The organism is Pantoea sp. Seng, assembly GCF_009829935.1.
GTDB classification, from domain to species: Bacteria; Pseudomonadota; Gammaproteobacteria; order Enterobacterales; family Enterobacteriaceae; genus Pantoea; species Pantoea communis.
The window spans coordinates 32287-58747 of sequence record NZ_SZZV01000017.1; the positions used below are offsets into that span (position 1 = coordinate 32287).

The window sequence follows — 26461 nt, forward strand, 5'->3', positions numbered from 1 at the left end:
GTGCTGATAAGGGGCGAACTCTGGTCCGTCCCTTAAACCATTACCCATAAAGATGGAAGCTTGATTGAAAGCTCACTGAAGCTTAAGTAAACCGGTCAGCGCGACATAGGCAGCATTGTGTTGCTCATTCATGCCGACGTTAAGCAAGCAAAACGCATAGGCTTCAGGGCGTCCGTTAAGACGCCCTGGCTTGTTTTAACGCTGTGGATGATTCACTTCCAGCGGACGCAGGTCAAACAACAGCACTTCTGCGTTATCGCCTTGAGCGAAGTGCAATGCGCTCTCATTACGCACTCGCGCACCGTCACCTTCTTTGAATTTCACACCGTTCACTTCGATGCTGCCGCGCGCCACATGAATATAGGCGTAACGATCGGCATCCAGTGCGAAGGTCTGCTGCTCGGCACCATCAAAGAAACCGGCATAGATGCGGATATCCTGACGTACGCTCAGGCTGCCCTCTTCCCCCTCCGGCGAGATAATCAAACGCAGTTGCCCGCGTTTCTCGCTCTCTGGCACGGAGATCTGCTGATAGCCCGGCTGGGTATTGCGCTCGCCCGGTACAATCCAGATTTGCAGGAAGTGCACGTTATCGCTCTTCGAGTGGTTGAACTCGCTGTGCGTCACACCGCTACCCGCGCTCATCAACTGCACATCACCGGAGACGATCACCGAGCCGGTGCCCATTGAATCTTTATGCTCCAGCGCGCCGTCCAGCACATAGGAGATGATCTCCATATTGTTGTGTGGATGCGCACCAAAGCCACGACCCGGTGCGACACGGTCGTCATTGATTACCAGCAGATCGGAGAAGCCAATCTGTTTAGGATCCCAGTAATTCGCGAAGGAAAAAGTGTGATGTGAATTCAGCCAACCGTGGTCACCCACTCCGCGTTGTTCTGACAGACGTTGTTCAATCATGGTTTGCTCCTCAAATGTGCGGTGGAAAGACGCTTGCCCTTCCGAATGAGGATAAGTATACGTAAACTAATTTGCCCAACAATGCGCTAACCTGACAATGACTGTCACCGAAAAGTGGACAATATGCAGATAGAAGATCTTCGTATTTATGTCGCAGTAATTAAAGCCGGTAACTTCACCGCCGCCGCCGAACAGTTGATGCTGTCGAAGCAATACGTTAGCCGCCGTATCGCCGCGCTGGAGGAATCACTCGGTGCGCGTCTGCTGAATCGCAACACGCGTAAACTGTCGGTGACGGATAACGGCCAACTCTTTGCCCAACATGCGCAACGTATTCTCGATGATGTGCAGGAAGCCCAGCAGGCGGTATCTGGCCGGCAACAGGTGTTGCAAGGCAGCTTTCGTCTTAGTGTTCCGATGTCGTTTGGCATCAGCCATTTGTCACCGTATATCGCCGAGTTCATCAGTCAGCACCCCGGATTGCAGTTCCAGGTGGAGTTGGCGGACCGCTACGTCGATATGGTCGGTGAAGGCTTTGATATGGCGATCCGTATTGGCACCCTGCCCGACTCAAGCTTAATCGCCAAACGTCTGGGCGTATTTCGCCGCGTGATCTGCGGCAGTCCGTCATACATTCAGGGCGCGGGCGCACCACGTGAACCGGAGGATCTGCTCAATCATGCTTGTTTGCGTTACGGGCGAGAAAGCCAGACCGGCTGGGAACTGTTTAACGGTGAACAACGCAAGGTGATGGCGGTGCAAGGCCCGATGGTGAGCAATAATGGCGAGATGCTGCGTGATGCGGCAGTGGCTGGATTGGGGCTGATTCTACTGCCGGAGTTTATCGTGGCACCGGCCTTAGCCAGCGGTGATTTGATGACCGTGCTGGATGAGTGGCAGCCTTCCTCACTCAACCTGAACGCGCTCTATCCACAGCATCGTCAGCGCAGCGAAGTGAATCGAGTATTTATGGCGTTTTTGCAGGAAAAGTTGGCAGGATAATGAAACGGGCGACCTGATGGCCGCCCGATAAGAATCAACTAGGCGCTTTCATGCGCAAACGTAATCGACTTTCTCCGTGCATCGCGCACCGCGATACCATGAATCAACAAGCCCAACACCGCCAGAATCGCACCGACCCAACCCGTAGACTGCCAGCCAAGGCCCGCAGAAATGGTCACGCCACCCAGCCATGCGCCGAGCGCATTCGCCAGGTTAAATGCCGAGTGATTCAACGCCGCCGCCATGGTTTGCGCATCGCCCGCCACATCCATTAAACGGATTTGCAGCACGCTCGCCAGCGCCACCATGGTACCGACCAGCATCACGTTGAGTGAACCGGCAAACGCATAGTGCGCGGTGAACACAAAAGCACTCAGCACCAGCACCGACCAGATCAGCACCATACGAATGGTTTTCTCCAGTCCACGATCCGCCAGACGACCACCCACCACGTTGCCGATAATCATGCCGAGTCCAAACAGCGCCAGCACCACCGGAATCCAACTCACTGGCATTTGTGCCAGTTCGGTCAGCGTAGGTTTCACGTAGCTGAACACCGAGAACAAGCCGCCGCTGCCGATCGCACCAATCGCCAGCGTCAGCAACACCTGCTTGCGCGTCAGCGCCGAGAGTTCACGCAACGGACTGGCGGTTTTGTCACCCGCCACGTTCGGCACCCACATGCCCACCAGCACCATGGTCAACAGCGCTAATACGCCAACAATGGCGAACGCTTCACGCCAGCCAAACACCTGTCCAATCGCGGTAACCGCAGGCACGCCAAGCAGGTTGGCGATCGTCAGGCCAAATAGCACCATCGAAACGGCCTGAGCACGTTTTCTGCGCTCTACCAATCCAGCAGCGACCAATGCGGCGACACCAAAGAACGTGCCGTGCGGAAAACCGGCGAGGAAACGCGCCAGCAGCATTGAGTAGTAACCCGGTGCTACCGAGCTAAACAGGTTACCCGCGGCAAACAGGCCCATCAGCGTCATCAGGAAGTTACGACGTGAAGCGCGAGCACCGAGCACAGCCAACAGCGGTGCGCCGATCACCACGCCCAGCGCGTAGATACTGATCAGGTGGCCCGCCGTAGGGATAGAAACATTGAGGCCGGTGGCGGCATCGGGCAGCAGGCCCATGATGACGAATTCGCCGGTACCAATGGCAAAGCCACCGGTGCCGAGCGCAAACAGCGCTTTGAGCACACTGGCGCGTGGCAGCGATGCCTGCTCCGGCAGCTGATTAAGTTGAGGTTGTGCAGATGACATGGTTTTCCAGTAACGCAGGTGAAGAATCCAATCACAATCGTGGCGGCATTGAAGGCCACCATCGTTGAGACTGAAAGGTTTTAGCGGAACATGATAACTGATTTAAATGAAAATTCGATGGCAGAGAATTATGTGGCTGCTAATTAATCGTTGATTAGCCGCCTTGCGCCCATCACGGCGCAAAGCAAGGGTATGTTGACCGGCACCGCTGCAGTGTGTGCATTTTCGTTAAGCAACCTGCCGTGCTAGCAGCGCCGCGCCGATCATTCCGCCGTTATGGGCAAACACGCCGGGCACCACCAAAGGATGCTGAGTGCTGCGCAACACATAACGCTGCACTTCCTCATTCAATGCTTCCATCAACGCTGTCACCGAAGCCAATCCTCCGCCCACCGCCACCAACGATGCACCGGTGATATTGATAGTGTAAGCCAGCGGCTGACTTACCAGTTGTAACCACACCTGAATCGTGCGATTAGCCTGCACTTCCTGCTGTTGCCAGCCGGCGATAATGTCGAGGCTGCTCGCATTGACGTCATACAAAGTGCGATGGAGATTCTCCAGCCCGCGCGCGCCGCCGTAACTATCGAGACAGCCTTTTTGACCGCAGGGACAAGGCTGGCGCGGCAAGCGTATTGTCTCGCCTTCAATGTCCACTTCGGTCAGCGTAATCGGACCATGGCCCCATTCACCCGTCAGGCCATTCTGTCCGGTGATGATTCGCCCATCTGCCACCAAACCGCCGCCGACGCCGGAACCGAGAATGGCGCCAAACACCACTTTGTGCCCTTTGCCCACACCTGCCTGCGCTTCCGCGAAAGTGAAGCAGTCGGCATCGTTATGCACGATCACTTTACGTTGCAGTAACTCTCCCAGCGCCTGGCTGAGGTTGCGTTGATGAAAGGCTGGGATGTTACTGGCAAACATCTCACCGCTATCCGGTGCCACGATGCCCGCAGTGGAGATCGCCAGCGGTGAATCCGTGCTGAAATGCTGATGTTGTTGGATCATGCGGCTCACCAGCGCGGTAAAATCCGGCCAGCTGTCTGCCGGGATTTTTTGCTGATCGAGGATCGTCAGCTGCTGCTGCGCATCCATCACACCCAACTTCACGAACGAACCGCCCAGATCGAGGCAGATCACTGCCGGTGTTGTACTCATAAACGTTTATCCATCACATCACGCAGGCCGTCGCCCAGCACATTAAAGCCGAGCACAGTAATCAAAATCGCCAGTCCGGGAAACAGCGACACGTAAATATTCAGCCCAAGGAAGTTGCGCCCATCACTCATCATGGTGCCCCACTCCGGCATCGGCGGTTGCACGCCTAACCCCAGAAACGACAAGCTGGCCGCCGACAGCACCACTGCGCCCGCCGTTAAAGTCGATTGCACAATCAGCGGTCCGATTGAGTTGCGCAGAATGTAATGGGTAATGATACGCGGATAGCGCACGCCCAGCATATGCGCGGCTTCAATGTACTCCATGTTCTTAAGGCCGAGCGTCAGGTTACGACTAAGGCGCGCATACACCGGAATGGAGAACAGCGAAATCGCGATCAGCATATTGGCCAGCCCTTCACCCAGCACGCTAACAATCAAAATCGCCAGTACGATACCGGGAAAGGCGAAAATAATATCCATCACCCACATAATCAGCGCATCGATTTTGCGTCCTGCCAGACCGGAGATGATGCCAAGCGGAATACCAATCACCATCGAGATCGCCACACTCAGGCAGACCTCGAACAGCGTGATGCGCGCGCCATAAATCACGCGGGCGAAGATGTCGCGGCCATAGTCGTCCGTGCCAAACCAGTGCGCAGCAGAGGGAGCCTGCAAGGTGTTCAGCAGATCCTGTTCGATCGGATCCCAATGGGTTAACAGCGGTGCTAACACCGCGGCCAGCACCACCAGCAGCACCAATCCGCCGCCAATCGCTATCGACGGATTGTTCTGTAGCATGCGCAGGAACTGGCGACGGCGCGATCGTGTCGGCAGCAAAGAGGTATCGAGGCTGTTCATCAGTCGAACCTTATTTTTGGATTGAGCAGGCCAATCAATATTTCACCCACCAGGTTCATCAGCACCACGCCGGTGACCGCCACCAGCGTCACGCCCTGAATCACCGGGTAGTCGCGGTACTTCACCGAATCCACCAGCAGGCGGCCAATGCCTGGCCAGTTAAACACCGACTCCGTCACCACGGCGCCACCAATCAGGCTACCGAAGTTAAGTGCGACGATGGTGACAATCGGGATCAAGGCGTTGCGCAGCGCATGTTTCCAGTGAATATTCGCCGACGATAAGCCTTTGGCTTTGGCGGTACGAATATAGTCCTGACTCAGCACATCCAGCATGCTGGAGCGTGTCATGCGGGCAATCATCGCCATCGGCAAAATCGCCAGCGTGACGGTCGGCATCACGTAGTTCTTCCAGGAGTCCGCGCCCAACAGCGGCAACCAGCCGAGTTCCACCGCAAAGTAGTTCATCGCCAGCAGCGCGAGCCAGAAGTTGGCTATCGATGCGCCCGCAATGGTCAGCACCATCACGATTTGATCGGGAATACGCTGGCGATAGATCGCCCCGGTCATGCCCGCAGGCACGCCGATAGCAATCGCCAGCAGATAGGCCAGCGCCGCCAGCGACAAGGTGTAGGGCAAACGCTCGCTGATTTCGGTGATTACCGGGCGCTGTGACTGCAACGATTCCCCCAGATTGCCGTGCAGTGCTTCAGTAGCAAATTTGATGTACTGCAGCGGCAGCGGCTGATCCAAACCCAGCCGGATGCGCATGTTATCCACCGCTTCCTGCGGCGCTTCCGGGCCCGCCATCAGGCGTGCCGGATCCCCCGGCAACGCGCGGATGGCGATAAATACGATGATCGACACACCGAAAATAATCAGCGGCAGCGAGAGCACCTTTTTCGCGACATACGCTTTCATCTATCAGTTCTTCACTGCATCGCGAACCACAATCTGTCCGCCAGGCTGCATGGTGACGCCGCTGATGTTTTTGCGCGAGGCGTAGAGATCATCCTGATAGAACAGCAGCACCTGCGGAGCCAGCCCGCTGATCTGTTTCTGTGCCTGGAAATAGAGATCTTTACGTTTCGCATCGTCAAGCGTGGAGGCGGCGGTATCGATCAGGTCATCGGTTTGCTTATCACTAAAGAAGCCGAGGTTCGCGCCGCCCGGTGCAAAGCTGGCGCTGTGATATAGCGGGCGCAGCTGCAAGTCGGAACCGTATAAACCGGATGACCATGACGCCAATACTGCATCAGTGCCCTGCTGGGCTTTCTCTTTGGCATCGGCGAAGGCGGCTTTGGTCCAGACGCCGCTTTCCATCTGGCGCACATTCAACTTCACGCCGATTTTAGCCCACAGCCCCTGCAACACCTGCGCGGTGCGCGCATCGGGTGCCTGAACAGCAATTGACATGCTAAAGCCATCCGGGTAACCCGCCGCTTTCAGCAAGTCTTTGGCTTTCTGCACATCGTAAGGATAATCCTTCAGATTCTTATCGTAGTTGGCATCGACTGGTGCCAGTGAAGAGTTAGCCGGCTGTGCATAACCAAACATGATGGCTTTCACCAGCGCCTGCTGATCGGTAGCAAAGTTCAGCGCCTGACGCACGCGCACGTCGCTCAACGCTTTGCTTTGCGTATTCAGATCCACCCAGAACACGGCCGCACCCGGCGACTGTTTTAAATTAACGTTGGCATTGTTTTTCAACATGCCGGCGAATTGCGGTGGCACCGGGTTAATAATATCGACCTGTCCGGATTGCAGCGCCATATTCATCACGGAAGGCTCACTGCTCCACGTCCATTTAATTTCATCAGGGCCGTTTGATTGACCCCAATAATCACTGTTCTTTTTCTCCAGCACATATTCGCCAGATTTATATTGTTCCAGCTTATACGGCCCGGTGCCGTCCGCCTTATTATTGATGCTGCCTGCTTTATCTGCGGTAGGGCTGACCATTAATCCTGGTCCCGATGCCAGCACGGTTAAAAAGGCCGGATTGATTTTTTTCAGCTCAAACTCAACCGTTAAATCATCGGTTTTCTTCACATCCTGAATAAAGGTGCGAACTTTACCGCTGCCCGCCAGACCGCGTTTGGTATCCAAATGGCGCTGGAAGTTTTCGACTACCGCATCGGCATTAAACGGCGTGCCGTCGTGGAATTTTACGTTGGGGCGCAGCTTAAAGGTCCAGTGCAATCCGCTGCTGTCCGCACTCCAGGAGAGCGCCAGCGCGGGAATAATCTTGCCGTCATCACCCAAACGCGTCAGGCCTTCGTACATCGGGTCGAGTACCGTGCCGGTAAAGGTAGCGGTCTGGTTGCCCGGATCCATGCTGCGTGGCGGTTCGTTTTGCATAATCACCAGCTGGCTGGCCATTGCCGCCGAGCTTGCCAGTGACGCCATGATACAACCGGCCAGCGTCAGTACCTTTAAATGCTTGAATGTGCTTTGCATGAAGGCCCTCAATGAATCATTGAAATGTTAGGTGAATTAACAACGTTATATAAGGCACACTCTCTGAACAAAAGCCAATACGTAAGTTCATATATTTTACTTATAGTAAGATCTGCGTTCAGAAAATTAACTAAATATCGTTGAATTTGTTTTCCAGCCTCATTATTGTCAGGTCATATCGCTAATGCAGTGAGAACCAACATGCTCAATGCCCACCAGCAGCAAATTTTGCGTCTGCTTATTGCCTCGCACGGCATGAGCCGTACCGCTATTGCGGAAAATATGAAGTTGAGCAAAGCCGCGATTAGCCCACTGGTCAAAGAGATGCTGAATGCCGGATTGCTGGAAGAGAGCCTGGCGGAATCCAGTGGTCAGGGTCGGCCATCGGTATTATTAAAAATGCGTGCTGACAGCGCCTATTTTCTCGGCGCCTCGCTACTCGGCGAGTACGTCGTTTTAGTGCTGATTGATATGCATGGACTGGTGCTGGCGAGCACGCACATGCCACTCGATCCTGATCCCCAACAGCTGAGTGTGACGCTAGCAGCAGCGATTCCCGATTTGATTGCGCAGAAAGGCATTTCAGCCGATCAATTAATTGGCCTGGGCGTTACGCTCTCCGGATTTGTCGATGAAAATCAGGCAATTTGCGTGCAATCAGCGCTTCTGGGCTGGAAGAATGTCCCGCTGGCCGACATGCTCAAACAGCAAACCGGGCTGGACGTCTCGCTGGAGAACGATGCCAAAGCGCTGGCCGTCAGCGAGAAGATCTTCGGCGTGGCGAAAAAAGCGCGCAACTTCACCCTGATTTCCCATGGTGACGGCATCGGTTCCGCACACTTCTTCCAGGGTCAACTGCATCGCGGCGCACACGGCGGGGCCGGTGAAATCGCCCACTGCACCATCGAACCCGGCGGACGCCCTTGCCGATGCGGCAAACGCGGCTGCCTGGATACTCTCGCCTCGCTGACCGCGATTCGCGAGAGCATGCGCGATAAAGCACTCGAGAGCCAAACCATCGCCGAATTGGAAGCGCTGGCGGTGAAAGGCAACAGTGCCGCCATCGCCATTCTGCATCAGGCTGGTCACGCGCTGGGCCTCTCGATCGCCAACATTATTCAGATGAACGATCCCGAATTGATCGTCATCGCACATCAACCCGATGCTTTTGACGGCTTACTGAAAACCGTGGTGATGCAATCCATTGATAGCCACGTGTTGCCGTCGATCATGGGCAAAACCCCGATTTCCAGCATCGTGATCAGCGAACAGAGCTGGGCGCGCGCCGCGGCAAGCGTGGCAGCATATCGATTTATCATTCAATTACCCGACTAGCGGAGGCTGTATGCGCATTGCTTTTGGTGGCATTCATACGGAGTGCAGTACGTATAACCCGGTGCTGAACTATGCCGACGACTTCCGCATCGTGCGCGGTGACGATCTGCTGACCAACCCCTACTTTGCTTTCCTGCAGGATTACGATGCCGAATTTCTGCCGACCTTCCATGCGCGCGCCATCGCCGGTGGCCCGGTGGCGCGGGTCACTTATGATGACTTCAGGCAGGATTTTCTCACCCGTCTGCAAGCCCAGCTGCCGGTGGACGGCGTCTACCTCGCCATGCACGGCGCGGTGTATGTGGAAGGGATGGAAGATGCCGAAGGTGACTGGATTACTGCCACGCGCGAACTGGTCGGCCCGGATTGTCCGATCACCGTCAGTTACGATCTGCATGGCAACGTGACGCAGCGCATCATCGATGCCATTGATATGTTCTCAACCTATCGCACGGCGCCGCACATCGATGTGGAAGAAACCATGCGTCGATCCGTGTCGATGCTGGTGAAAAGCCTCCAAACCGGCGTGAAACCCGGTGTGATTTGGGCACCGATTCCGGTGGTGCTGCCCGGTGAGCGCACCAGTACCGAAGATGAACCGGCAAAAAGTTTGTATGCGCGTTTGCCGGGTATCAATGAAATCGACCACATTTGGGATGCGTCGCTGATGGTCGGCTATGTCTGGGCCGATGAACCGCGCGCCACTGCGGCGGCAATCATGACCGGTACCGACGCCGATGTGCTTTCCGAACAGGCAGCAAAACTGGCGCTGGCATACTGGCAGGCGCGCGACGAGTTTGTCTTCGGCTGCGTCACAGGCAGCACCGAAGAGTGCGTGAAAATGGCCATCGCCAGTGAAACTGCACCGGTGATTTTGGCCGACTCGGGCGATAACCCGACCGGTGGTGGCGTGGGCGATCGTGCCAATCTGCTGGCAGAGTTGATTCGCCAGGGCGCGCAGGATGTGATCGTCGCCGGAATCACCGATAAACCGGCCACCGATGCTGCTTTTGCGGCAGGCGTTGGGGCGAAACTCACTCTGACGATCGGTGCCACGCTCGATCCCGCAGGGGGGAAAGTTACTGCAGAATTTGAAGTCCTGCTGGTGAGTGATGATGCGCGTTCGCTGGCTAAACAGGCGCTGCTGAAAACCGGCGGCATTACGGTGGTGGTCGCCGATCGTCGTCGCCCTTATCACAATATCGCTGATTTTGAATTGCTGGGGCTTCATCCTGCGCAGGCAAAAATTGTGGTGGTGAAATCGGGTTATCTGTCACCGGAACTGGCACCATTTGCTAATCCTAACCTGATGGCGCTGTCTGAAGGCGTGGTGGATCAGTACGTCGAACGTCTGGCGCGTAAACGTAAACTGCAGCCTGCCTATCCTTTCGACACTGACTTTGAATTTCTGCCGGTCAGCACCCGTTCGGCTCGCTTTGTGGCGGCCAAATGAGTCGCGAGCCGGTCTTGCAGGTAGAAAACCTCACCGTTGCGTTTCGCCATGACGATCAGTGGCGTGAGGTAGTGAAGAACGTATCGATGACCATCAACGCCAGTGAGACGCTGGCGATTGTCGGGGAGTCGGGTTCGGGCAAAAGCGTGACGTCGATGGCGATTATGCGCTTGCTGAATATGCGCCACGCGCGCGTGACCGGCAAAGTGCTGCTGAACGGCGTGGACCTGCTGAATCTGAGCGAAAAAGCGATGCGCGATATTCGTGGCAACGCCGTGGCGATGATTTTTCAGGAGCCGATGACCAGCCTCAACCCCTCTTTCACCATTGGTCACCAGATCGCTGAAGTCCTGATCAACCATCGCAACATCAGTAAGCGGGCGGCGCGGAAAGAGACGGTGAAGCTGCTGGAGAAAGTGCGCATTCCTAATGCCGCTAAACGCTTCGATGATTATCCGCATCACTTTTCCGGCGGCATGCGCCAGCGTGTGATGATTGCCATGGCGCTGGCGTTGCGGCCAAAACTGCTGATTGCCGATGAGCCGACGACCGCACTGGATGTCACTATCCAGGGGCAAATTCTCGACCTGATTAAGACATTGCAGGAAGAGGAAGGCACCGCGGTACTGTTTATCACCCACGATATGGGCGTAGTGGCAGAAGTCTCGGATCGCACGCTGGTGATGTATCAAGGTGATGTGATGGAAACCGGCACCACGGCGGACATTTTCTCGGCGCCAGCGGCGGATTATACGGGCACGCTGATCGCTACCGTGCCGCAGCTCGGCGCCATGCGTGGCATTTCGGGGCCGCAGAAGTTTGCGCTGAAAGGTGATGCGGTGGCACTGCTACCTGAGCGCCCCGCTTCGCAACAGCCGCTGCTGTCGGTAAAAAACCTTAGCACCCGGTTCAGCATCCACGAAGGGCTGTTAAGCCGCAAAACCGGTGCGGTGCATGCGGTGGAGAATATCTCTTTCGATCTGATGCCCGGCGAAACCTTGTCGCTGGTCGGTGAATCCGGCTGTGGAAAATCCACCACCGGTCGCTCCCTCACCCGGCTGGTGAAAGCCGATGCCGGCGAGATCGCTTTCGACGGTTATGACGTGCTAAATCTCTCCTCCAGCGAACTGCGCCAGTTACGTCGGGCGATGCAGATGATATTTCAGGACCCGTTCGCCAGCCTTAATCCAAGGATGTCGATTCTCGAAGCCCTGACCGAGCCTTATCTGCAACATCAGCTCGGCAGTAAACAGGCTGCTCGGGAAAAGGCGGCGGAGTTGATGGAACGTGTGGGTTTGTCTTCGGCGATGATGAAACGTTATCCACATGAGTTTTCCGGCGGTCAGCGCCAGCGCATCTGTATTGCCCGTGCATTGATGCTCGACCCCAAAATGATTATTGCCGATGAATCCGTCTCTGCGCTGGATGTGACCGTGAAGGCGCAGATTATTAATCTGCTGTTGGATCTGCAGAGCAGCCTAGGGCTGTCTTATCTGTTTATTTCGCACGATATGGCGGTGGTGGAACGCATCAGCCATCGCGTGGCGGTGATGCTGTTGGGCGAGATTGTCGAGATCGGCCCGCGCGCCGCGATCTTTGAGAATCCGCAGCATGACTACACGCGCAAGTTATTGTCATCGGTGCCGGTTCCAGATCCAGCTCGACGTCATCTCAAGCGCCATATGGACGTTAGCGAGCTGAAAAGCCCGGTGCGCGCTCTGGGGTTTGTGCCGGAAACACGGCGCTATCGCGAGGTGAGCGCCGGGCATTGGGTGATGGAGAGTTAAAGCAGACGCAACAGATAAATCAATAATGCTGCCCGCATTATGCGAGCTAAATCATGAAGCTATAAGCTTCCAAAGCTCTTACCGTCATTGGCAATCCAAGCTTTAACAATGAGGTAAGATACTCCTCTGAACCGATTGCTGGATTTTTAAGGCTTGTACGCTGCTCTCGCACCGCCTTTAAAACCAGCGCTCGATTCAGATCGATTAAATCTAAAATAAATTCATCCGGATGCATCGCCTCAATCTCCAGCGCATCCAAATTCTCGCCCGGGAAATCTTTTAAATTGAATGTGACTATGACTTCTGCATTACATTTTATTGCCGCAGCAACCACATGCCTGTCATCTTCATCAGGCAGTGATAACCCAGAAATCAGCGGCTCAAAACCAGTCACAAGAGCATCAGGAAGCGCTTTGTCCATTAGCACTTCTATACGCTTAACCTTGTCCGGCGTGACTTCAGGCATATTTTTAACCAAGTTTCGTTGCCATTCATCATGGATAGTCGCGGTCCACTTAGGCATGTATAAACCACTTAGTCCAAGTCGCATAAGCAAGTCACGAAGCATGTTTGGATAAATAACACAGGCATCAAGTACAACCGGATAAGGCGAGTGAGTCATTAGTAAAGACCGAGTCCTTGGCTTAAGTCAGCCAACTCCTGCATAGCATTATTACTTTCACTTTCGCGCTGAGCTTTATAGCGCATCAGGTCTGCAAAAAGCACGCGGCGATGGCGGCCAGTTTTATGATATGGCAGCTTCCCCTCTTCCAATAGTTTCACCATATGAGGCCGTGAGACATTGAGGATATTGGCTGCTTCCTGTGTGGTTAATTCAGCATGAACCGGAACGACCTGCACCGCATTTCCAACGGCCAGTTCTCCCAACACCTTCATTAGCAACGTTAAAGCTGAGGTTGGCAACTCGATTTGGTGAGTTTCGTCGTTTGCATCCTGAATGGATATGACTTGTGTCTCCAGCTTTGTGGAGAGAAAAGTCGCCAGTTCTCTTTGTCCACGTAGAGCGGCCTCAATTTCCTTCTGAGCCGGAAGGCTGACATTGTCCAGAATTGAGTTTGTCATGAGTTTTCCAGTTTCTTAGTTCGTGAATTACAGCGCTCTAATACTAATCGAAACAAACGAAACAAACAACATCCGAAATAAACGAAACAACCAGTCTGTTCCTTGTACTATAGCAACCGCAGTAAACGCGCCGGGTTTCCGGCGTAAACGCCCTTCTGCGTGATGTCTTTCGTCACCACACTGCCCGCGCCGATGACCGCGCCATCGCAGATGCTGACCGCCAAAATACTCGCGCCACTGCCGATTGAGACGTTGTTACCCAGCGTGATGCGCGCCCAGCTTTCTCGATCGGCATTGGGTTTGCCATCCCGGAACATATCGTTGGCGAACATCACGCCGTGACCAATAAAGCAGTTTTCGCCCACGCTAACGTATTCGCAGATAAAGGTGTGCGACTGCACTTTTGTGCCTCTTCCAATCACCGTATGTGCCTGGATTTCGACAAACGGACCGATGAAGACATCGTCTTGCAGGGTGCAGCCATAAACGTTCGCAGGCTGGTAAATCGTAACGTTACTACCGATTTCAACGTTTTTGACTGCGACTTCGCGTAGATTTGGCTGCATTTTAGCTCCATTTGTTTTGTTCTGAAGATTCTCGTCCGAGATATATTTTTAATAATGTGACTGAATCTACTTACACGTTTTAACAACACATACTCTCGGTTTTTGGAAACTGTAAAGCTAACAAGTTGAAAATTAAAAATCGAGACATATATGGCCATAAAACAGTATTAAATCTCGTTACCGAAACCATTAACAATATGATTTAAATAGAAATTATTTTAACACTTCGACCATTTAAATATTGCACATTGTTCAGCGGATGATAAACTCATCGCGAATTGTTTATCGGCTTGTCGCTAAAACTGCATAAAAGGTGTAATTTCTGTCATCTATAATCGAAGAGAATTTCTTGATTGGGAGTCTGTATGTTTAAATTTGACATGCAAATAGAGCAGAATTACGCCTCATTCTTTGATGCTGAGAGCGGCAACGCCGTCTTTGTCGATTCATTTGATAATGAAGAGTTTGATGTCCGGATGGGAACGCTAAGCTACAGCGCCCATGTTACGACCGTTCATGCACTCTCAAATGAAGAGCTCAATCGCAAACTGAGCGAGGTTGCTGCGCAGCATTATGACCATAACGGAACAACAACTCCTGAATTTGGAAGCTGATATCAATGACATCCTCGCTGAAGACTGCGCCAGAATTCATTTTACTTTCCATGCCGCATTTGAACGACTAAACGATCCGCGTAATAAACCATCCATTACATTACATGAACTGGATAACGTATTTCAGATATTCATTCAAACACACCTTTCTACGATAATTGATTATGATGAAGGTAGGCGGTTTGTTTTAAAGTGCAATACAACACATTTACATTTTCCGTGTGCAGTCACCCATGACAGACAAATTGGCAAGTTATGGGTGGTACAAAATGTCATTACGGTAATGCGTAAAAAAGATTTTAAATCGCCCGATAATTTTCTTGTTATAAACTGAGTGTATTAAGGCAACACAGTGCCTTTGCACATAATTTTCAGCTCAGCAGGGACAGACGATGACGCAACTGAATCAATATGGTCAGCCAGTGGGTTTTGCTCTGCCAGATTGGCAGCCGCTGGCCGCGCCTCCTGCTATTCCGCTTCACGGCCGCTTTTGTACGCTTGAACCGTTAGATATTGCGCACAGTCACGCTTTGTTTGCCGCCTTCTCAAGCGCACCAGACGATCGGGACTGGACCTGGCTGGGCGCGACACAGCCCGCCTCGTTGGCAGAGATGGAAAGTTGGATCAGTGGAAAATGCCAGGACAGCGGATTGGTGAGTTACGCGGTGATCGGCCAACGCACTCAGCAAGCGGTTGGTGCGGTATGTTTCGCCAATATTGACGGCCAGAACGGTGCGATTGAGATTGGTCATGTCACCTGGTCGCCGCTGATGCAGCGTAACGTGCTGGGCAGTGAAGCGATCTACTTGTTACTGAAACAGGCATTTGAGCTGGGCTACCGCCGGGTCGCCTGGCGCTGTGATTCCACTAACCTCGCCTCACGTCGGGCAGCGGAACGTCTTGGCTTCACTTATGAAGGGCGTTTCCGCCAGGCAATGACACGCAAACAACGCAATCGCGATACCGACTGGCTGTCGATAATTGATGGTGAATGGCCGCAGGTGAAGCATGCGATATCGGCCTGGCTGGCGGCGGATAATATGGATGAGCACGGCCGGGAGCAGCAAAAGTTGAGCGTATTTTTCGCAGGTTAAATCCTATCAAGTCACCTGCCTCAGCGCAGGCGTCAGGCACAGTATTCTGGCAGATGGCAAGTCAGGATTTCCGTTGTTTCAACGTCATTTAAGGGCAGGAACCGGCCTTGCCAGCTCCTTCTTGTCCTCATTTCATCAACACCTGAAACTGCGGATTAAACTCGTCAAAAATCGGCAACGCCGCCGCACCCAATGCCGCGGTATCACTGCCGGTCATGCCCGTTTTCAAACGTGAGCCGGTAAGATAACGCCCGCGCACCGACTGATAGAGCGGCGGCAGGCGCTGAATGATTTTATCCAGCAGTGCGGCGGGCATCATGCCGCCGATGATCACGCTCTCCGCATCGAAAATGCATTCCAGCATATTGATGCCCTGACGCAATGGCGTCAGCACGGTATCAATCCAGCGATCAAATACTGCGGGATCGACTTCCAGCAGGTCGTCCGGCAACGCGGTCATCGGGTCCAGCCCACAGAATTCATAGGCGGCCTGCAGTGACACATAACGTTCCAGACAGCCGTGATTGCCGCAATAGCATTCGCGCCCACCCGGTTCCACCACCACATGCCCAATTTCACCAGCATTGTGCGCATGGCCGCTGTAAACGTGACCATCCATGATAATACCCGCGCCCAATCCGGTGCCGATATAGAGATAAATAAACGAGTTGAGATGGCGCGCAACGCCGTGGAAACGCTCCCCAATCGCCGCTACCGTGGCATCGTTCTCCAGCGTGACCGGCACGCCGCTCATTTCGGCCAGCCTTGCTTCGATATCGACCGACTCCCAGCCGTGCAAGGTAGTGGGACCCACCGAGGAAATCCCCTCAACGCCAAAGGGTCCCGGCATCACTACGCCGATCCCCAGGACTTTCTGCCAGCGGTCACCGAGCTGCGTTTTGATCTCTGCCAGCACCTCCGCAATGCGCGCTAAAGTGGCATCGGGCTGGGGTTTTTGCACCAGAATAAGGCGGCGGAAATGAACTTCACCGGTGAGATCCACCAGTACGATCAGTAGGGTTTGGTGGTCGAGATGAATGCCGATGGAGAAGGCACTGGCTGGATTGAGGATTACCGGAATCGCCGGTTGCCCACGCCCCTGCTTGCGCGGTTGGCGGCTGGTAAGCAGTTCGGCGGCTTCCAGTTCAGCCACGATATTGGAGACGGTTTGCGGGGTTAAGGCGGTCAGTCGCGCCAGCTCAGCCCGCGTCAATTCACCGTGCAGGCGGATCGCTTCGATGATCACACGGCGATTGTGCGCGCGCGCATGCTCCAGATTGGTTCCTGATGTTTTCATCCTGCTTCCCTCTTCTCACGCCCGCGACTGCCAGCGCATCAATATCTATGATCGGCGACACAATTTACAACCTGTTTACCTGACAGCCGCAAAAATCTGTGCAGAGTAGTGAGCAGCGGCAAACGAGATTTATGCCCTGGCACGTCACTTGCTTTAGTTCATTGATGTCAGCTGCAGCAACCTGACAACCTGTGCGCGTTATTAAATCAATCAAATTGATTTAATTAAACACCCTCTTCTTGCATCAAGGCGGAAAATGTTATGAAAATCCGGTTTTCGACCACATTGAAAGGCTGTGCCATCGCGGTCATGTTAGCCAGCGCCGGCAGCGCGGCAGCCGCAACCACCCTCAATGCGCTGTTTATGACTCAGGCGGCTTACAGCGAAAATGATATTCGCGCCATGACGCAGGAGTTCCAGAAAGCGCATCCGGATGTGCAGGTGAATCTGGAGTTTGTGCCGTACGAAGCGCTGCACGACAAAATTGTCGCGGCGCGTGGCGCAGGCGGTAACGGTTATGACGTGGTGCTGTTTGATGCCATCTGGCCGGCGGAATTCACCAAATTTGATCTGCTGCAGGACGTCAGCAGCCGTATCGCCGCAGACGAAAAAGAGAAGATCTTCCCCGGCGCAATGAACACCGTGGTCTATAACGGCAAAACCCTTGGCATGCCGTGGATCCTGGATACCAAATATCTCTATTACAACAAAGCGATGCTGGAGAAAGCCGGGATCACCACCCCGCCGCAAACCTGGCAACAGGTGATTGATGACTCACGCATCATCAAACAAAAGAACATCGTAAAATATCCACTGGTGTGGAGCTGGTCGCAGGCGGAAGCGCTGGTGTGTGATTACACCACATTGGTATCTGGCTTTGGCGGCAAATTCTATAACAACGGCAAGCTCGATTTCTCTAGCCCGGCCTCATTGCAGGCGGTCAAGCTGATGAAGAGTTCGCTGGATGAAGGGCTGAGTAACCCAGCATCACGCGAATATCTGGAAGAGGATGTGCGCAAAGCCTTCTCCAACGGCGATGCCGCGTTCGCGCTGAACTGGACCTATATGTACAACATGGCTAACGATCCGAAGCAGAGCAAAGTGGCCGGTCAGGTGGGTATCGTTCCGGCACCAGGCGATGCGCCGGGTAAATTTGGTGCGGTGAACGGTTCGATGGGGCTCGGCATCGCCAAAGGCAGCACCCACGGTGACCAGGCGTGGCAATACATTAGCTACATGACTTCGCAACCGGTTCAAAACAAATACGCTACCCTGAGCCTGCCCATCTGGAAAAGCTCATATCAGGATCCTGCGGTACTGAAGAATCAGGAGAGCCTGATCGCGGCGGCGGACAAATCATTGAACGTGATGCTTTCACGCCCGGAAACCGCTGATTATTCCCGTCTCTCCAACACCTTGCAGCAGCAACTGCAGCAAGTGCTGGTGGGCAGCGCCACGCCAGACGCGGCCATGCAGACGGTTGATAAAAGTGCTGCGCGTTTACGTTAAGGGGTCAGCATGCTGAGTTTGCGTCAACGCGAACAACGGCAGGCATGGGTGCTGTTAGCACCCATGTTGCTGGTGATGCTGTTGCTCACCGCCTGGCCGCTGCTGCGCACCATCTGGCTGAGTTTCACCGATGCTGCCCTCATTGGCAGCGGCGAAGTGCCAGCCTGGGTGGGTGTGGAGAACTATTTGTTCGCCATCACCGATCCTGATTTTCAATCTTCACTGTGGCGCACACTCTACTTCACCGTTGTCTCGGTAGCGTTTGAAGGGGCGATTGGCGTGTTGGTGGCGCTGCTGCTGAATCAGAAATTTGCCGGACGCAACATTTTGCGCGTGCTGGTGATTCTGCCGTGGGCGCTGCCGACCATCGTCAACGCCATGATGTGGCGTCTCAACTTTAACCCCGATTACGGCAGCATTAACGCCCTGCTGACTCAATTGGGCATTATTGATGGCTATCGTAGCTGGCTGGGATCGCCGGATTCGGCGCTCAACGCGGTGATGTTTGCCGATATCTGGAAAAACTATCCGCTGGTGACCCTGCTGGTGCTGGCTGCATTGCAATCCATCCCTGACGATCTGTTTGAAGCGGCTCGTCTGGATGGTGCATCTGCCTGGCGGCGCTTCCGTGCCATTACCTTCCCGGCGATTGTCGGCCCGCTGAGTGTGGCGCTGGTACTGCGCACCATCGATGCCTTCAAGATTTTCGACATCATCTATGTGATGACACGCGGCGGCCCGGTCGATAGCACTAAAACCCTGAGCTTCTACGTTTATCAGGAGTCATTCAGCTATTTGCGCGCGGGCAGCGGCGCGGCTTACGCCATGCTGATGACGCTGCTGTGCGCCGTGCTGATCACCCTCTATATGTTGTTGTTGTGGCGTCAGCGCCGTAAAGGGAGCGCGTATGAAGGCTAAATTACGCAACACAGCCAAATATGCCGCCGCGCTGCTGGTGGCAATTTCGGTACTCGCACCAATGGGCTGGCTGTTTCTGATGAGCGTCAGCGCCACCAGCGATCTCACGCGGGTTCCGCTGGAATGGTTGCCGCGCCAGTGGGACTTCAGTCGCTACGGCCGATTGATGTCACTGGAACCCGGCCAACCCGGCACACTGTTCCTGCATGCGTTGGGTAACAGCCTGTTAGTGGCAACCGGGGCGACGATTATCTGTCTGCTGCTGGCCATTCCGGCGGCGTTCAGCTTCCCCCGCTACCGTGGTCGCGATGGCTGGCTGTTTGCCTCGCTCGCTATATATATGGTGCCGCCAGTGGCGTTTGTGCTGCCACTCTACTTCCTGCTGCAACAGTTTGATCTGCTTAACACGCGCCCCGGTTTGATCATCGTTTACTGCTCGCTGATCCTGCCGTTTCTGACGTGGATGCTGAAAAACCAGTTCGATGCCTTACCGCAGGATATTGAGCAAGCGGCGCGGCTGGATGGCTTGCGCGTCTGGCAGGTGCTGCTGCGCATTACCCTGCCACTGGCAAAACCAGTGTTGGGTGCAGCGGCGCTGTTTGGCTGGCTGCTGGCGTGGGATGAGTTTTTCTATGCGCTATTGTTCACCAGCAACATTGCGGCACAAACCTTGCCAGTGACGATTGCGGGCTTTACCGCCGGACGCGCCACCGATGATGGTTTGATCGCAGCGGTCGGCATTCTGGCATCCGTGCCACCGCTGTTTATTGCTATCTGGCTGCAGAAAACGCTGGTGAGCGGCCTGGCCAGTGGCGGGAGCAAAGGATGAAGATGAACATGGACACTACCGCCACGCTGTATGTGGTCGGCAATATTAACGTCGATTTGATTATGGGCACCCTCGACCACTGGCCGCAGCGTGGCACCGAAGTGATGATGAATCACAGCGAATTGCGACCGGGCGGATCGGCGGGCAACTGTGCGTTAGCGTTAGAAGCGATGCAGGTGCGTCATCGTGCGGTGGCAAATCAGGGCGATGACGGCTTAAGCGCCTGGCTGGGCAGTTACTTCCCGCACAGCGTCGCCCACTGGACGCGCTATCACTGTGAAACCTCACTGACCGTGGGTGTGACGCACTCCGATCACGAGCGATCCTTCCTCAGTAATCTTGGCCATATCGTGCGGCTCACCGCCGAAGATGTGCTGAATCAACTGCCGCTGCGTGCCAGTGAAGGCGATATCGTGCTGCTGTGTGGCACCTTCCTGTGCCTGCAACTTTACAACGAATACCCGCTGTTACTGAGTGAGTTGCAGCAACGCGGATTTACCACCGCCGTGGATACCGGATGGCCGCCGCAGGGGTGGACCGAAGAGGTTCGCCAGCAGATGACGCAGTGGTTACCGCTGTGTGACTGGCTGCTGCTCAATGAGGTCGAAACGCTGGGCCTAATGGACGCGGAGAATCTTAACGTGGCCGCCACCCAACTCGCACAACGACTCAGCGGCCGCGGCGGTTGCGTGGTCAAATGCGGTGCGCAAGGCGCAGGTTGCTGGCAATCACATCAGCACATCAATCAACCCGCTAAGCCCGTCACCGTGGTAGATACCATTGGCGCAGGCGACAGCTTTAATGCCGGTTTTCTCACTGCGCTGCTGCATCAGCAGAATATCACCACCGCGTTGCAATGGGGCATCGCGGTGGCGTCACTGGCAATCAGTACCCAGCCACGTCGCTATCCCGACTGGCATCAACTGCAACTTTCCGCACAGGAGCGCTAAATCATGGCCAGTGTTGAACTCGTAAAAGTGGCCAAGCGCTACGGCAAACAATCGGTTCTGCATCCGCTCGACCTTACCATTCCCGACGGCAGTTTTACCGTACTGGTCGGTCCGTCCGGCTGTGGTAAATCCACCTTATTGCGCCTGCTGGCGGGGCTGGAGAGCCTGTCGGATGGCGCAATCATGATGGATAAAGTGGCAATCAACGATCGCGATCCCGCCGATCGTGATATCGCTATGGTGTTTCAAAGCTATGCGCTTTATCCGCATCTGACGGTGGCAGAGAACCTCGCGTTTCATATGCAGGTGAAGAAAGTGAAGCGCGAAGAGCAGCAGAGCAAAATCGAACGCATCGCCGGGATTCTCGGCATTGATAAACTGCTCGGGCGCTATCCGCGTGCGTTATCCGGTGGGCAGCGCCAGCGTGTGGCGATGGGACGCGCGATGGTGCGCAATCCGCAGGTGTTCTTGTTTGATGAGCCGTTGTCCAACCTCGATGCACAGCTGAGGATGGAGTTGCGTGCGGAGATCAAATCCCTGCATCAACGCTTCAAAACCACCATGGTGTATGTCACGCACGACCAGGTGGAAGCCATGACCCTGGCCGATCAGATTGTGGTGATGAAAGAGGGACGCATTGTGCAGCAGGGTGCACCGCTGGCGATCTACGATCGTCCGGCAGATACCTTCGTGGCGCGTTTTATCGGATCACCGCCGATGAACCTGTTACCGGCGAAATTGATTACCCGCGATGGCATTCCGGGTGTGCAGTGCCAGGATTTATGGCAACCGCTACCTCTGCGCTGGCATGCGGCGGCACGCGATCGCGAAGGGGCTAAGGTGACGCTGGGCGTGCGTCCTCATGATTTACTGGAAGCCGAAACTCGCGCACAAGCTAAAGTAAAAGTGGTCGAAATCACCGGTGAATCAACGTTGTTGCACCTTGAATGGCACGGTCACGCCATGCATATGCAAATCGCCGGGCGTCATAGCGCGGTGAGTGGCGATCAGATTCGTATTGGATTTAACGCCGAGAAGATTCATCTGTTTGATGCAGAAAGCGGATTACGCCTGAGCGAAGGTTAAATAATATAAAAAAGCCACCCAAATGGGTGGCGAAATATATTGATAGAAAATGCATAACAACGATGATGGCAGGCACTCATTCCATAAGCACCGTACCCTGACTATTTTACGAAAACGGCTATTTTATTCTGTTCTCTCTGTTTAAAGATAACGTAAATCTTACTTCTTTCTTTAACAGAGAAATAACCACTACCAGGTTTTCCCGATATTAAACTGGAACTGCTCAGACTTATCGCCTTCATATTTTTTGATCGGCAAGGCATAAGAGAACACCAGCGGACCAAGCGGCGATTGCCATTGTAATGCCAGACCGCTGGAAACACGGATTTCACTCGGATCACCATAATCCGGAATGCCTGCCGCGCGCGTTGCCGCGGTATTTTCCCATTTGGTATCCCAAACGGTACCGGCATCGACAAAGAACGAGGTGCGCAGTGAATCCGCATAACGATCGCTAACAAATGGAGTCGGGACGATTAACTCCGCGCTCGCCACAGCCATCGCATTACCACCCACCGCATCATCCGATTTATTCACCGAACAGTTGCCATAGCTGCTTTCGCTGCCGGTGCAACTGTAATAAGCCGCTTTTGGACCGATGGTATTGGATGAGAATCCGCGCACGGAGCTGGAGCCGCCGGCGTAGAAGTTGTCGTAGAACGGCACTTCTTTGCCGCCCAAACCATCAGCATAGCCGGCTTTGGTACGCCCCATCAGCACCCAGCGATGATCACTGCTAAGCGGTAAGTATGCGTTGGCACTCAGCGTACTTTTGTAATAGCTGTTGGTCGATCCGGGGATCGTCACTTTGGTATTAAAGCCAGCGGAAACCCCCGACGTTGGGAAGAAACCACGGTCTAATGAGTTGTAGTTCCAGCCAATGTTCCAGAAGAAGTCATTGGCGACAAACTTCTCATCGCTGGTGGCGTAATCGTCATCATCATCTTCATTGGTGGTGATCACTTTCGGATGGATGCCCTGCGATCCCAGATAGCGCCACATGGAGACCTGTGGTGCCATATTACTGACGCGGTTGTAGGTGTAATCCAGCCCTGAACTCAGATTACTGTTTTCGCTGATCGGGAAGCTTAACGTACTGCTGGCACCAAAACTCTTCAGCGTGTATTCAGACAGGTCATTATCTTCGGCGCTGTAGTCGTTGTAGAACAGTTTACCGCCAAGACTCACGCCATCCACGGTGAAGTAAGGATTGGTGGCAGCAATCTCAACATAGGTTTGATAACTGTTTTTAGTGCCGCTAAAACTCACGGTATTACCGGTACCCATCCAGTTATCCTGGCTGACGCCAAGCTGGTAACTGATGCCGCTGTCGGTGCCGTACCCAAGACCCACGTTGAAAGTGCCGGTGTTACGCTCTTTCACCTTATACACCACATCGACCTGATCAGGGCTGCCGGGCACACGCTGGGTATCAACATCGACGCTTTCGAAATAGCCGGTACGATTGAGACGGGCCTTACCTTGATCAACCGCATCGCTGGCTAACCACGACCCTTCCATCTGGCGCATTTCGCGACGTAACACCGAATCCTTCGAGGTGTCATTGCCGCTGAACTTCACCTGACGCACGTAGAAACGATGCCCTGCTTCAACATTCACATGCAGTTTAACGGTTTTGTCTGCATCGTTAATTTCAGGCTGAGAACTGACTTGCGGGAAAGCATAGCCGTAGCGACCGAGCAGCGCTTTGATCGCGCCTTCGTTCTCAGTAATTTTGGCACCGCTGTATAAAGCCCCTGGCGGTATATGGGCCAGTTTCTCAATTTCGGCGGAGTGTCCCGCCATATCGCCGTTCAGGATAACATCGGAAATATGGTAAACATCGCCTTCATGAATATTGACTGTCAGATAAATACTTTTCTTATCGGGTGTTAAACTCACTTGCGTTGAATCAATATTAAAACGTGCAAAACCGCGATCGAGATAATAGCTACGCAGTGTTTCTAAATCGCCGGACAGTTTTTGTTTCTGATATTTCTGATCGGCAATAAAATTCCACCAAGGCACATCATCACGCAATTGGAAGTGCGAGATGAGTTCATCTGATGAGAAGGCATGATTGCCGACAATATTGATCTGCTGAATCTTCGCGGATACACCTTCGGTAAACACGAACTTCAGGTCGACACGATTGCGTGGCAACGGCGTGACCACAGCTTTGACGCTGGAAGTGTATTTACCCGCGCTGTAGTAGAAATCTTCCAGCCCTTTTTCAATATCCGATAATGTGGTGCGATCCAGCGCTTCGCCGACCCGCACACCGGTGGCGTCGAGATTTTGCTTCAGCTGATCTTCTTTGATTGCCTTGTTGCCGGAGAAGGAAATGCTCGCAATGGCCGGCCGTTCTTTCACACGAATGAGCAGCGCATCGCCATCGCGCAGCACTTGCACATCTTCAAAGTTGCCAGTGGCAAATAGCGCACGAATGGTGTTACGAATATCGTCATGTGTGACGCGATCGCCCACGCGTACGGGCATACTCAGCATTGCTGCACCCGGTGCGACGCGTTGCAAGCCGTCAAAGTGAATATCCCTGAGGGTGAAATCGTCTGCACCAAAGGCTATGGTGGTTACCATGAAAAGTAACCCGGTTAACATCTTTTTCATCTGCTATGAGCCTGCCGTTTTCCATTCAACGCATTTCTGCCGCACCACAAAAAAACGGGCTGAACACGCGGTTCAGCCCGTTAGTTGCGGCGATATGTTCCGGAAAAAAGACCACTGCGCCAAAGGTAAATTCAGCGCAATCAACGGATTTTCGCTTACCTTACAGTAAGCTGAAAAGCCGCTGCAGAAATCACAGCATAAGGATTACCCTTCCGCCGTCACCGGCTGGAAAGTGCGACGGTTCAGACTGGTCAGAATCACCAGCGTCACCATCATTAACAGCTCGACGCCAAGGGTGCCGGAGATGGCCGCCAAATGATTGCCATGCACATTTATCTGGGTGAACACGCCTCCGAGCAGCATCGGGCCCAGGCCAAGTGCCGATTGCTGTACGGTGGATAACACTGCGCTGCCCGCGCCCGCCTGGTGATGCGGTACACCGCTCATGCCGATACGGTAGAAGGTGCTGACGATAAATGACTGACCAAAGCCAATCAGGATGGTGGCCGGCATCAGGGTAAAGACGCCAACATCAGGCCAGGCAAACTGGAAAGTCCCGATCAGTGCAATCAAACCGACCATCTGGATGCCGCAACCGGTCAGTAACGTGGTGCGTTTACCAAAGCGTTCCACCATGCGCGTTGAACGCATCGCGCCGACAAAGTAGGCAGCGCCCAGTGCGATAAACGCGTTTCCCGACTGAAATGCAGTTAAGCCAATGCCTGACTGCAGCGTCAGCGCTACCGCGAACATAAAGCCGCTCCAGCAGGAGAAGAACAGCACCGCCAGGGTTAAACCAAAACGAACGCTTGGCAGACGCAGCAGCGAAGGGGGCAGCAACGGCGAACCACCTTCTGCTTCCAGACGCAGTGAACTCTGACGCAGGCGATGCAATAACACCGGGAACAGCACCAGCAGCAGAATGCACGGCCATGACCAGTGCAGCAGCGGACCGAGCGCCAGCGCCAGCATTAAACAGCCAATCGCGCCTGCAAGCAGCAAGGTGCCGCTGACATCCACCGGCACGCGCTGATGATTGTGGGTTTCAGGCACAAAACGTCGCGCGGTGATCAGCACAAACAGGCAAATCGGCAGGTTGATCAGGAACACGCTGCGCCAGCCGTAGCCGCCGATATCCGCTTTGATCAGGAATCCACCTAACACCTGGCCAATGATAAAGGCCAGCCCGCCAATGCCGCCGTAAAGGCCAATGGCGCGCGCGTGCTCCCTGCCCTTCATGGTGACATGCATGGTGGCGAGGATTTGCGGCACGATGAAAGCCGCGCCTACACCCTGCAATGCGCGAGCAAACATCAACAGACCGACACTGTTGGCGATGCCGCATAATAAAGATGCAATACCAAAGCTCCCTACTCCCGCCAGGAATATCCGACGACGTCCGTAGTTATCCCCCAGGCGTCCGCCCATCGCCAGGCAGATGGCGAAAGCAATGCCGTACACGGCGACAATCAGCGCCAGCTCAATCGATGTGGCGCGCAACGTATGCGCCATGGCATCCAGCGCCACGTTGACAATGGAAAAATCGATCATGGGCAGCAGTTGCCCTGCCAGCAGGACCACCAGTCCCGCGCGTTGAAGTTGCGATGTTTGCATCGGTTTTAACCTTGTTTTTAA

At 54.2% G+C, this 26461-nt stretch carries 24 protein-coding genes; 12 read left to right on the forward strand and 12 right to left on the reverse strand.

What is annotated here, in order from left to right:
• Positions 1–195: 195 nt before the first annotated feature.
• Entirely contained in the window at positions 196–921 is a 726-nt protein-coding gene (locus FD737_RS17320; protein WP_160834109.1) for a pirin family protein, read from the reverse strand.
• A gap of 123 nt (positions 922–1044) precedes the next feature.
• Here FD737_RS17320 and FD737_RS17325 point away from each other — a divergent pair, with 123 nt between their 5' ends.
• Complete coding sequence (locus tag FD737_RS17325; RefSeq protein ID WP_160834110.1) at positions 1045–1923, forward strand: LysR family transcriptional regulator; 879 nt, start codon at positions 1045–1047, stop codon at positions 1921–1923.
• Between the two features lie 38 nt (positions 1924–1961).
• Here FD737_RS17325 and FD737_RS17330 read toward each other — a convergent pair whose 3' ends face one another.
• The 5 genes from FD737_RS17330 to FD737_RS17350 all read right to left on the reverse strand — a co-directional run bounded on the left by FD737_RS17330 (position 1962) and on the right by FD737_RS17350 (position 7677).
• The gene (locus tag FD737_RS17330; RefSeq protein WP_160834111.1) at positions 1962–3194 is read right to left on the reverse strand and encodes an MFS transporter; all 1233 of its coding nucleotides are present in this window, start codon (positions 3192–3194) and stop codon (positions 1962–1964) included.
• 228 nt (positions 3195–3422) lie between these two features.
• Positions 3423–4355: an ROK family protein gene (locus FD737_RS17335; protein ID WP_160834112.1), complete on the reverse strand. Its 933-nt coding sequence runs from the start codon at positions 4353–4355 to the stop codon at positions 3423–3425.
• Positions 4352–5218: an ABC transporter permease gene (locus FD737_RS17340; RefSeq protein WP_058961660.1), complete on the reverse strand. Its 867-nt coding sequence runs from the start codon at positions 5216–5218 to the stop codon at positions 4352–4354. The genes FD737_RS17335 and FD737_RS17340 overlap by 4 nt, the downstream gene beginning before the upstream one ends.
• Positions 5218–6138: an ABC transporter permease gene (locus FD737_RS17345; RefSeq protein WP_097118783.1), complete on the reverse strand. Its 921-nt coding sequence runs from the start codon at positions 6136–6138 to the stop codon at positions 5218–5220. Before FD737_RS17345 ends, FD737_RS17340 begins: the two co-directional genes overlap by 1 nt.
• A gap of 3 nt (positions 6139–6141) precedes the next feature.
• Complete coding sequence (locus tag FD737_RS17350) at positions 6142–7677, reverse strand: ABC transporter substrate-binding protein (protein WP_160834113.1); 1536 nt, start codon at positions 7675–7677, stop codon at positions 6142–6144.
• Between the two features lie 201 nt (positions 7678–7878).
• Here FD737_RS17350 and FD737_RS17355 point away from each other — a divergent pair, with 201 nt between their 5' ends.
• The 3 genes from FD737_RS17355 to FD737_RS17365 are packed head-to-tail and all read left to right on the forward strand — an operon-like array spanning position 7879 to position 12252.
• Positions 7879–9012, forward strand: a complete 1134-nt coding sequence (locus FD737_RS17355; RefSeq protein WP_160834114.1) for an ROK family transcriptional regulator — start codon at positions 7879–7881, stop codon at positions 9010–9012.
• Between the two features lie 10 nt (positions 9013–9022).
• On the forward strand, positions 9023–10465 hold the full coding sequence (locus FD737_RS17360; RefSeq protein WP_097118780.1) for a M81 family metallopeptidase: 1443 nt from the start codon (positions 9023–9025) through the stop codon (positions 10463–10465).
• Positions 10462–12252, forward strand: a complete 1791-nt coding sequence (locus FD737_RS17365; protein WP_097118779.1) for an ABC transporter ATP-binding protein — start codon at positions 10462–10464, stop codon at positions 12250–12252. Before FD737_RS17360 ends, FD737_RS17365 begins: the two co-directional genes overlap by 4 nt.
• A 46-nt stretch (positions 12253–12298) precedes the next feature.
• Here the strand turns inward: FD737_RS17365 and FD737_RS17370 are convergent, their stop codons facing one another.
• From FD737_RS17370 to FD737_RS17380, 3 genes are all read right to left on the reverse strand, one after another.
• Entirely contained in the window at positions 12299–12874 is a 576-nt protein-coding gene (locus FD737_RS17370) for a PIN domain-containing protein (protein WP_160834115.1), read from the reverse strand.
• Positions 12874–13335: a helix-turn-helix domain-containing protein gene (locus FD737_RS17375; RefSeq protein WP_097118777.1), complete on the reverse strand. Its 462-nt coding sequence runs from the start codon at positions 13333–13335 to the stop codon at positions 12874–12876. Before FD737_RS17375 ends, FD737_RS17370 begins: the two co-directional genes overlap by 1 nt.
• Before the next feature lie 107 nt (positions 13336–13442).
• Positions 13443–13901 carry an acyltransferase gene (locus FD737_RS17380; RefSeq protein WP_097118776.1) on the reverse strand — a complete coding sequence of 153 codons (459 nt, stop codon included), beginning with the start codon at positions 13899–13901 and terminating at the stop codon, positions 13443–13445.
• Positions 13902–14266: 365 nt separating this feature from the next.
• Between FD737_RS17380 and FD737_RS17385 the strand changes: the two genes are divergently transcribed.
• Both FD737_RS17385 and FD737_RS17390 read left to right on the forward strand, forming a co-directional pair.
• Complete coding sequence (locus tag FD737_RS17385) at positions 14267–14515, forward strand: hypothetical protein (protein WP_160834116.1); 249 nt, start codon at positions 14267–14269, stop codon at positions 14513–14515.
• 392 nt (positions 14516–14907) lie between these two features.
• Entirely contained in the window at positions 14908–15609 is a 702-nt protein-coding gene (locus FD737_RS17390; RefSeq protein WP_160834117.1) for a GNAT family N-acetyltransferase, read from the forward strand.
• A gap of 127 nt (positions 15610–15736) precedes the next feature.
• Here FD737_RS17390 and FD737_RS17395 read toward each other — a convergent pair whose 3' ends face one another.
• Positions 15737–16906 (reverse strand): ROK family transcriptional regulator, encoded by a 1170-nt coding sequence (locus tag FD737_RS17395; protein ID WP_160834118.1) that lies wholly within the window; start codon positions 16904–16906, stop codon positions 15737–15739.
• Between the two features lie 261 nt (positions 16907–17167).
• Between FD737_RS17395 and FD737_RS17400 the strand changes: the two genes are divergently transcribed.
• The 5 genes from FD737_RS17400 to FD737_RS17420 are packed head-to-tail and all read left to right on the forward strand — an operon-like array spanning position 17168 to position 22198.
• Complete coding sequence (locus FD737_RS17400; protein ID WP_097118772.1) at positions 17168–18415, forward strand: extracellular solute-binding protein; 1248 nt, start codon at positions 17168–17170, stop codon at positions 18413–18415.
• A gap of 9 nt (positions 18416–18424) precedes the next feature.
• A complete protein-coding gene (locus tag FD737_RS17405) occupies positions 18425–19333 on the forward strand; it encodes a carbohydrate ABC transporter permease (RefSeq protein WP_160834119.1) in 909 nt (302 codons plus the stop codon).
• Complete coding sequence (locus tag FD737_RS17410; protein ID WP_160834120.1) at positions 19323–20162, forward strand: carbohydrate ABC transporter permease; 840 nt, start codon at positions 19323–19325, stop codon at positions 20160–20162. Before FD737_RS17405 ends, FD737_RS17410 begins: the two co-directional genes overlap by 11 nt.
• A gap of 2 nt (positions 20163–20164) precedes the next feature.
• Entirely contained in the window at positions 20165–21112 is a 948-nt protein-coding gene (locus FD737_RS17415) for a carbohydrate kinase family protein (protein ID WP_370523103.1), read from the forward strand.
• 3 nt (positions 21113–21115) lie between these two features.
• On the forward strand, positions 21116–22198 hold the full coding sequence (locus FD737_RS17420) for an ABC transporter ATP-binding protein (RefSeq protein WP_160834121.1): 1083 nt from the start codon (positions 21116–21118) through the stop codon (positions 22196–22198).
• Positions 22199–22387: 189 nt separating this feature from the next.
• Here FD737_RS17420 and bamA read toward each other — a convergent pair whose 3' ends face one another.
• Positions 22388–24826: an outer membrane protein assembly factor BamA gene (bamA, locus tag FD737_RS17425; protein WP_160834122.1), complete on the reverse strand. Its 2439-nt coding sequence runs from the start codon at positions 24824–24826 to the stop codon at positions 22388–22390.
• On the opposite strand from bamA, the gene FD737_RS23765 reads away from it, so the two are divergent.
• Positions 24795–24995, forward strand: a complete 201-nt coding sequence (locus FD737_RS23765; protein WP_202404597.1) for a hypothetical protein — start codon at positions 24795–24797, stop codon at positions 24993–24995. The two genes, bamA and FD737_RS23765, sit on opposite strands and share 32 nt — an antisense overlap.
• Positions 24996–25030: 35 nt before the next feature.
• Here FD737_RS23765 and FD737_RS17430 read toward each other — a convergent pair whose 3' ends face one another.
• Positions 25031–26440: an MFS transporter gene (locus FD737_RS17430; protein ID WP_160834123.1), complete on the reverse strand. Its 1410-nt coding sequence runs from the start codon at positions 26438–26440 to the stop codon at positions 25031–25033.
• Positions 26441–26461: the final 21 nt, after the last annotated feature.

Coding starts and splice junctions, on each gene's coding strand:
- FD737_RS17325 (WP_160834110.1), top strand. CDS start 1,045: ATGCAGATAGAAGATCTTCGTATTTATGTCGCAGTAATTAAAGCCGGT.
- FD737_RS17350 (WP_160834113.1), bottom strand. CDS start 7,677: ATGCAAAGCACATTCAAGCATTTAAAGGTACTGACGCTGGCCGGTTGT.
- FD737_RS17345 (WP_097118783.1), bottom strand. CDS start 6,138: ATGAAAGCGTATGTCGCGAAAAAGGTGCTCTCGCTGCCGCTGATTATT.
- FD737_RS17430 (WP_160834123.1), bottom strand. CDS start 26,440: ATGCAAACATCGCAACTTCAACGCGCGGGACTGGTGGTCCTGCTGGCA.
- FD737_RS23765 (WP_202404597.1), top strand. CDS start 24,795: ATGAAAAGTAACCCGGTTAACATCTTTTTCATCTGCTATGAGCCTGCC.
- FD737_RS17385 (WP_160834116.1), top strand. CDS start 14,267: ATGTTTAAATTTGACATGCAAATAGAGCAGAATTACGCCTCATTCTTT.
- FD737_RS17400 (WP_097118772.1), top strand. CDS start 17,168: ATGAAAATCCGGTTTTCGACCACATTGAAAGGCTGTGCCATCGCGGTC.
- FD737_RS17420 (WP_160834121.1), top strand. CDS start 21,116: ATGGCCAGTGTTGAACTCGTAAAAGTGGCCAAGCGCTACGGCAAACAA.
- FD737_RS17405 (WP_160834119.1), top strand. CDS start 18,425: ATGCTGAGTTTGCGTCAACGCGAACAACGGCAGGCATGGGTGCTGTTA.
- FD737_RS17355 (WP_160834114.1), top strand. CDS start 7,879: ATGCTCAATGCCCACCAGCAGCAAATTTTGCGTCTGCTTATTGCCTCG.
- FD737_RS17395 (WP_160834118.1), bottom strand. CDS start 16,906: ATGAAAACATCAGGAACCAATCTGGAGCATGCGCGCGCGCACAATCGC.
- FD737_RS17340 (WP_058961660.1), bottom strand. CDS start 5,218: ATGAACAGCCTCGATACCTCTTTGCTGCCGACACGATCGCGCCGTCGC.
- FD737_RS17360 (WP_097118780.1), top strand. CDS start 9,023: ATGCGCATTGCTTTTGGTGGCATTCATACGGAGTGCAGTACGTATAAC.
- FD737_RS17365 (WP_097118779.1), top strand. CDS start 10,462: ATGAGTCGCGAGCCGGTCTTGCAGGTAGAAAACCTCACCGTTGCGTTT.
- FD737_RS17330 (WP_160834111.1), bottom strand. CDS start 3,194: ATGTCATCTGCACAACCTCAACTTAATCAGCTGCCGGAGCAGGCATCG.
- FD737_RS17320 (WP_160834109.1), bottom strand. CDS start 921: ATGATTGAACAACGTCTGTCAGAACAACGCGGAGTGGGTGACCACGGT.
- FD737_RS17335 (WP_160834112.1), bottom strand. CDS start 4,355: ATGAGTACAACACCGGCAGTGATCTGCCTCGATCTGGGCGGTTCGTTC.
- FD737_RS17415 (WP_370523103.1), top strand. CDS start 20,165: ATGAACATGGACACTACCGCCACGCTGTATGTGGTCGGCAATATTAAC.
- FD737_RS17380 (WP_097118776.1), bottom strand. CDS start 13,901: ATGCAGCCAAATCTACGCGAAGTCGCAGTCAAAAACGTTGAAATCGGT.
- FD737_RS17390 (WP_160834117.1), top strand. CDS start 14,908: ATGACGCAACTGAATCAATATGGTCAGCCAGTGGGTTTTGCTCTGCCA.
- bamA (WP_160834122.1), bottom strand. CDS start 24,826: ATGAAAAAGATGTTAACCGGGTTACTTTTCATGGTAACCACCATAGCC.
- FD737_RS17370 (WP_160834115.1), bottom strand. CDS start 12,874: ATGACTCACTCGCCTTATCCGGTTGTACTTGATGCCTGTGTTATTTAT.
- FD737_RS17410 (WP_160834120.1), top strand. CDS start 19,323: ATGAAGGCTAAATTACGCAACACAGCCAAATATGCCGCCGCGCTGCTG.
- FD737_RS17375 (WP_097118777.1), bottom strand. CDS start 13,335: ATGACAAACTCAATTCTGGACAATGTCAGCCTTCCGGCTCAGAAGGAA.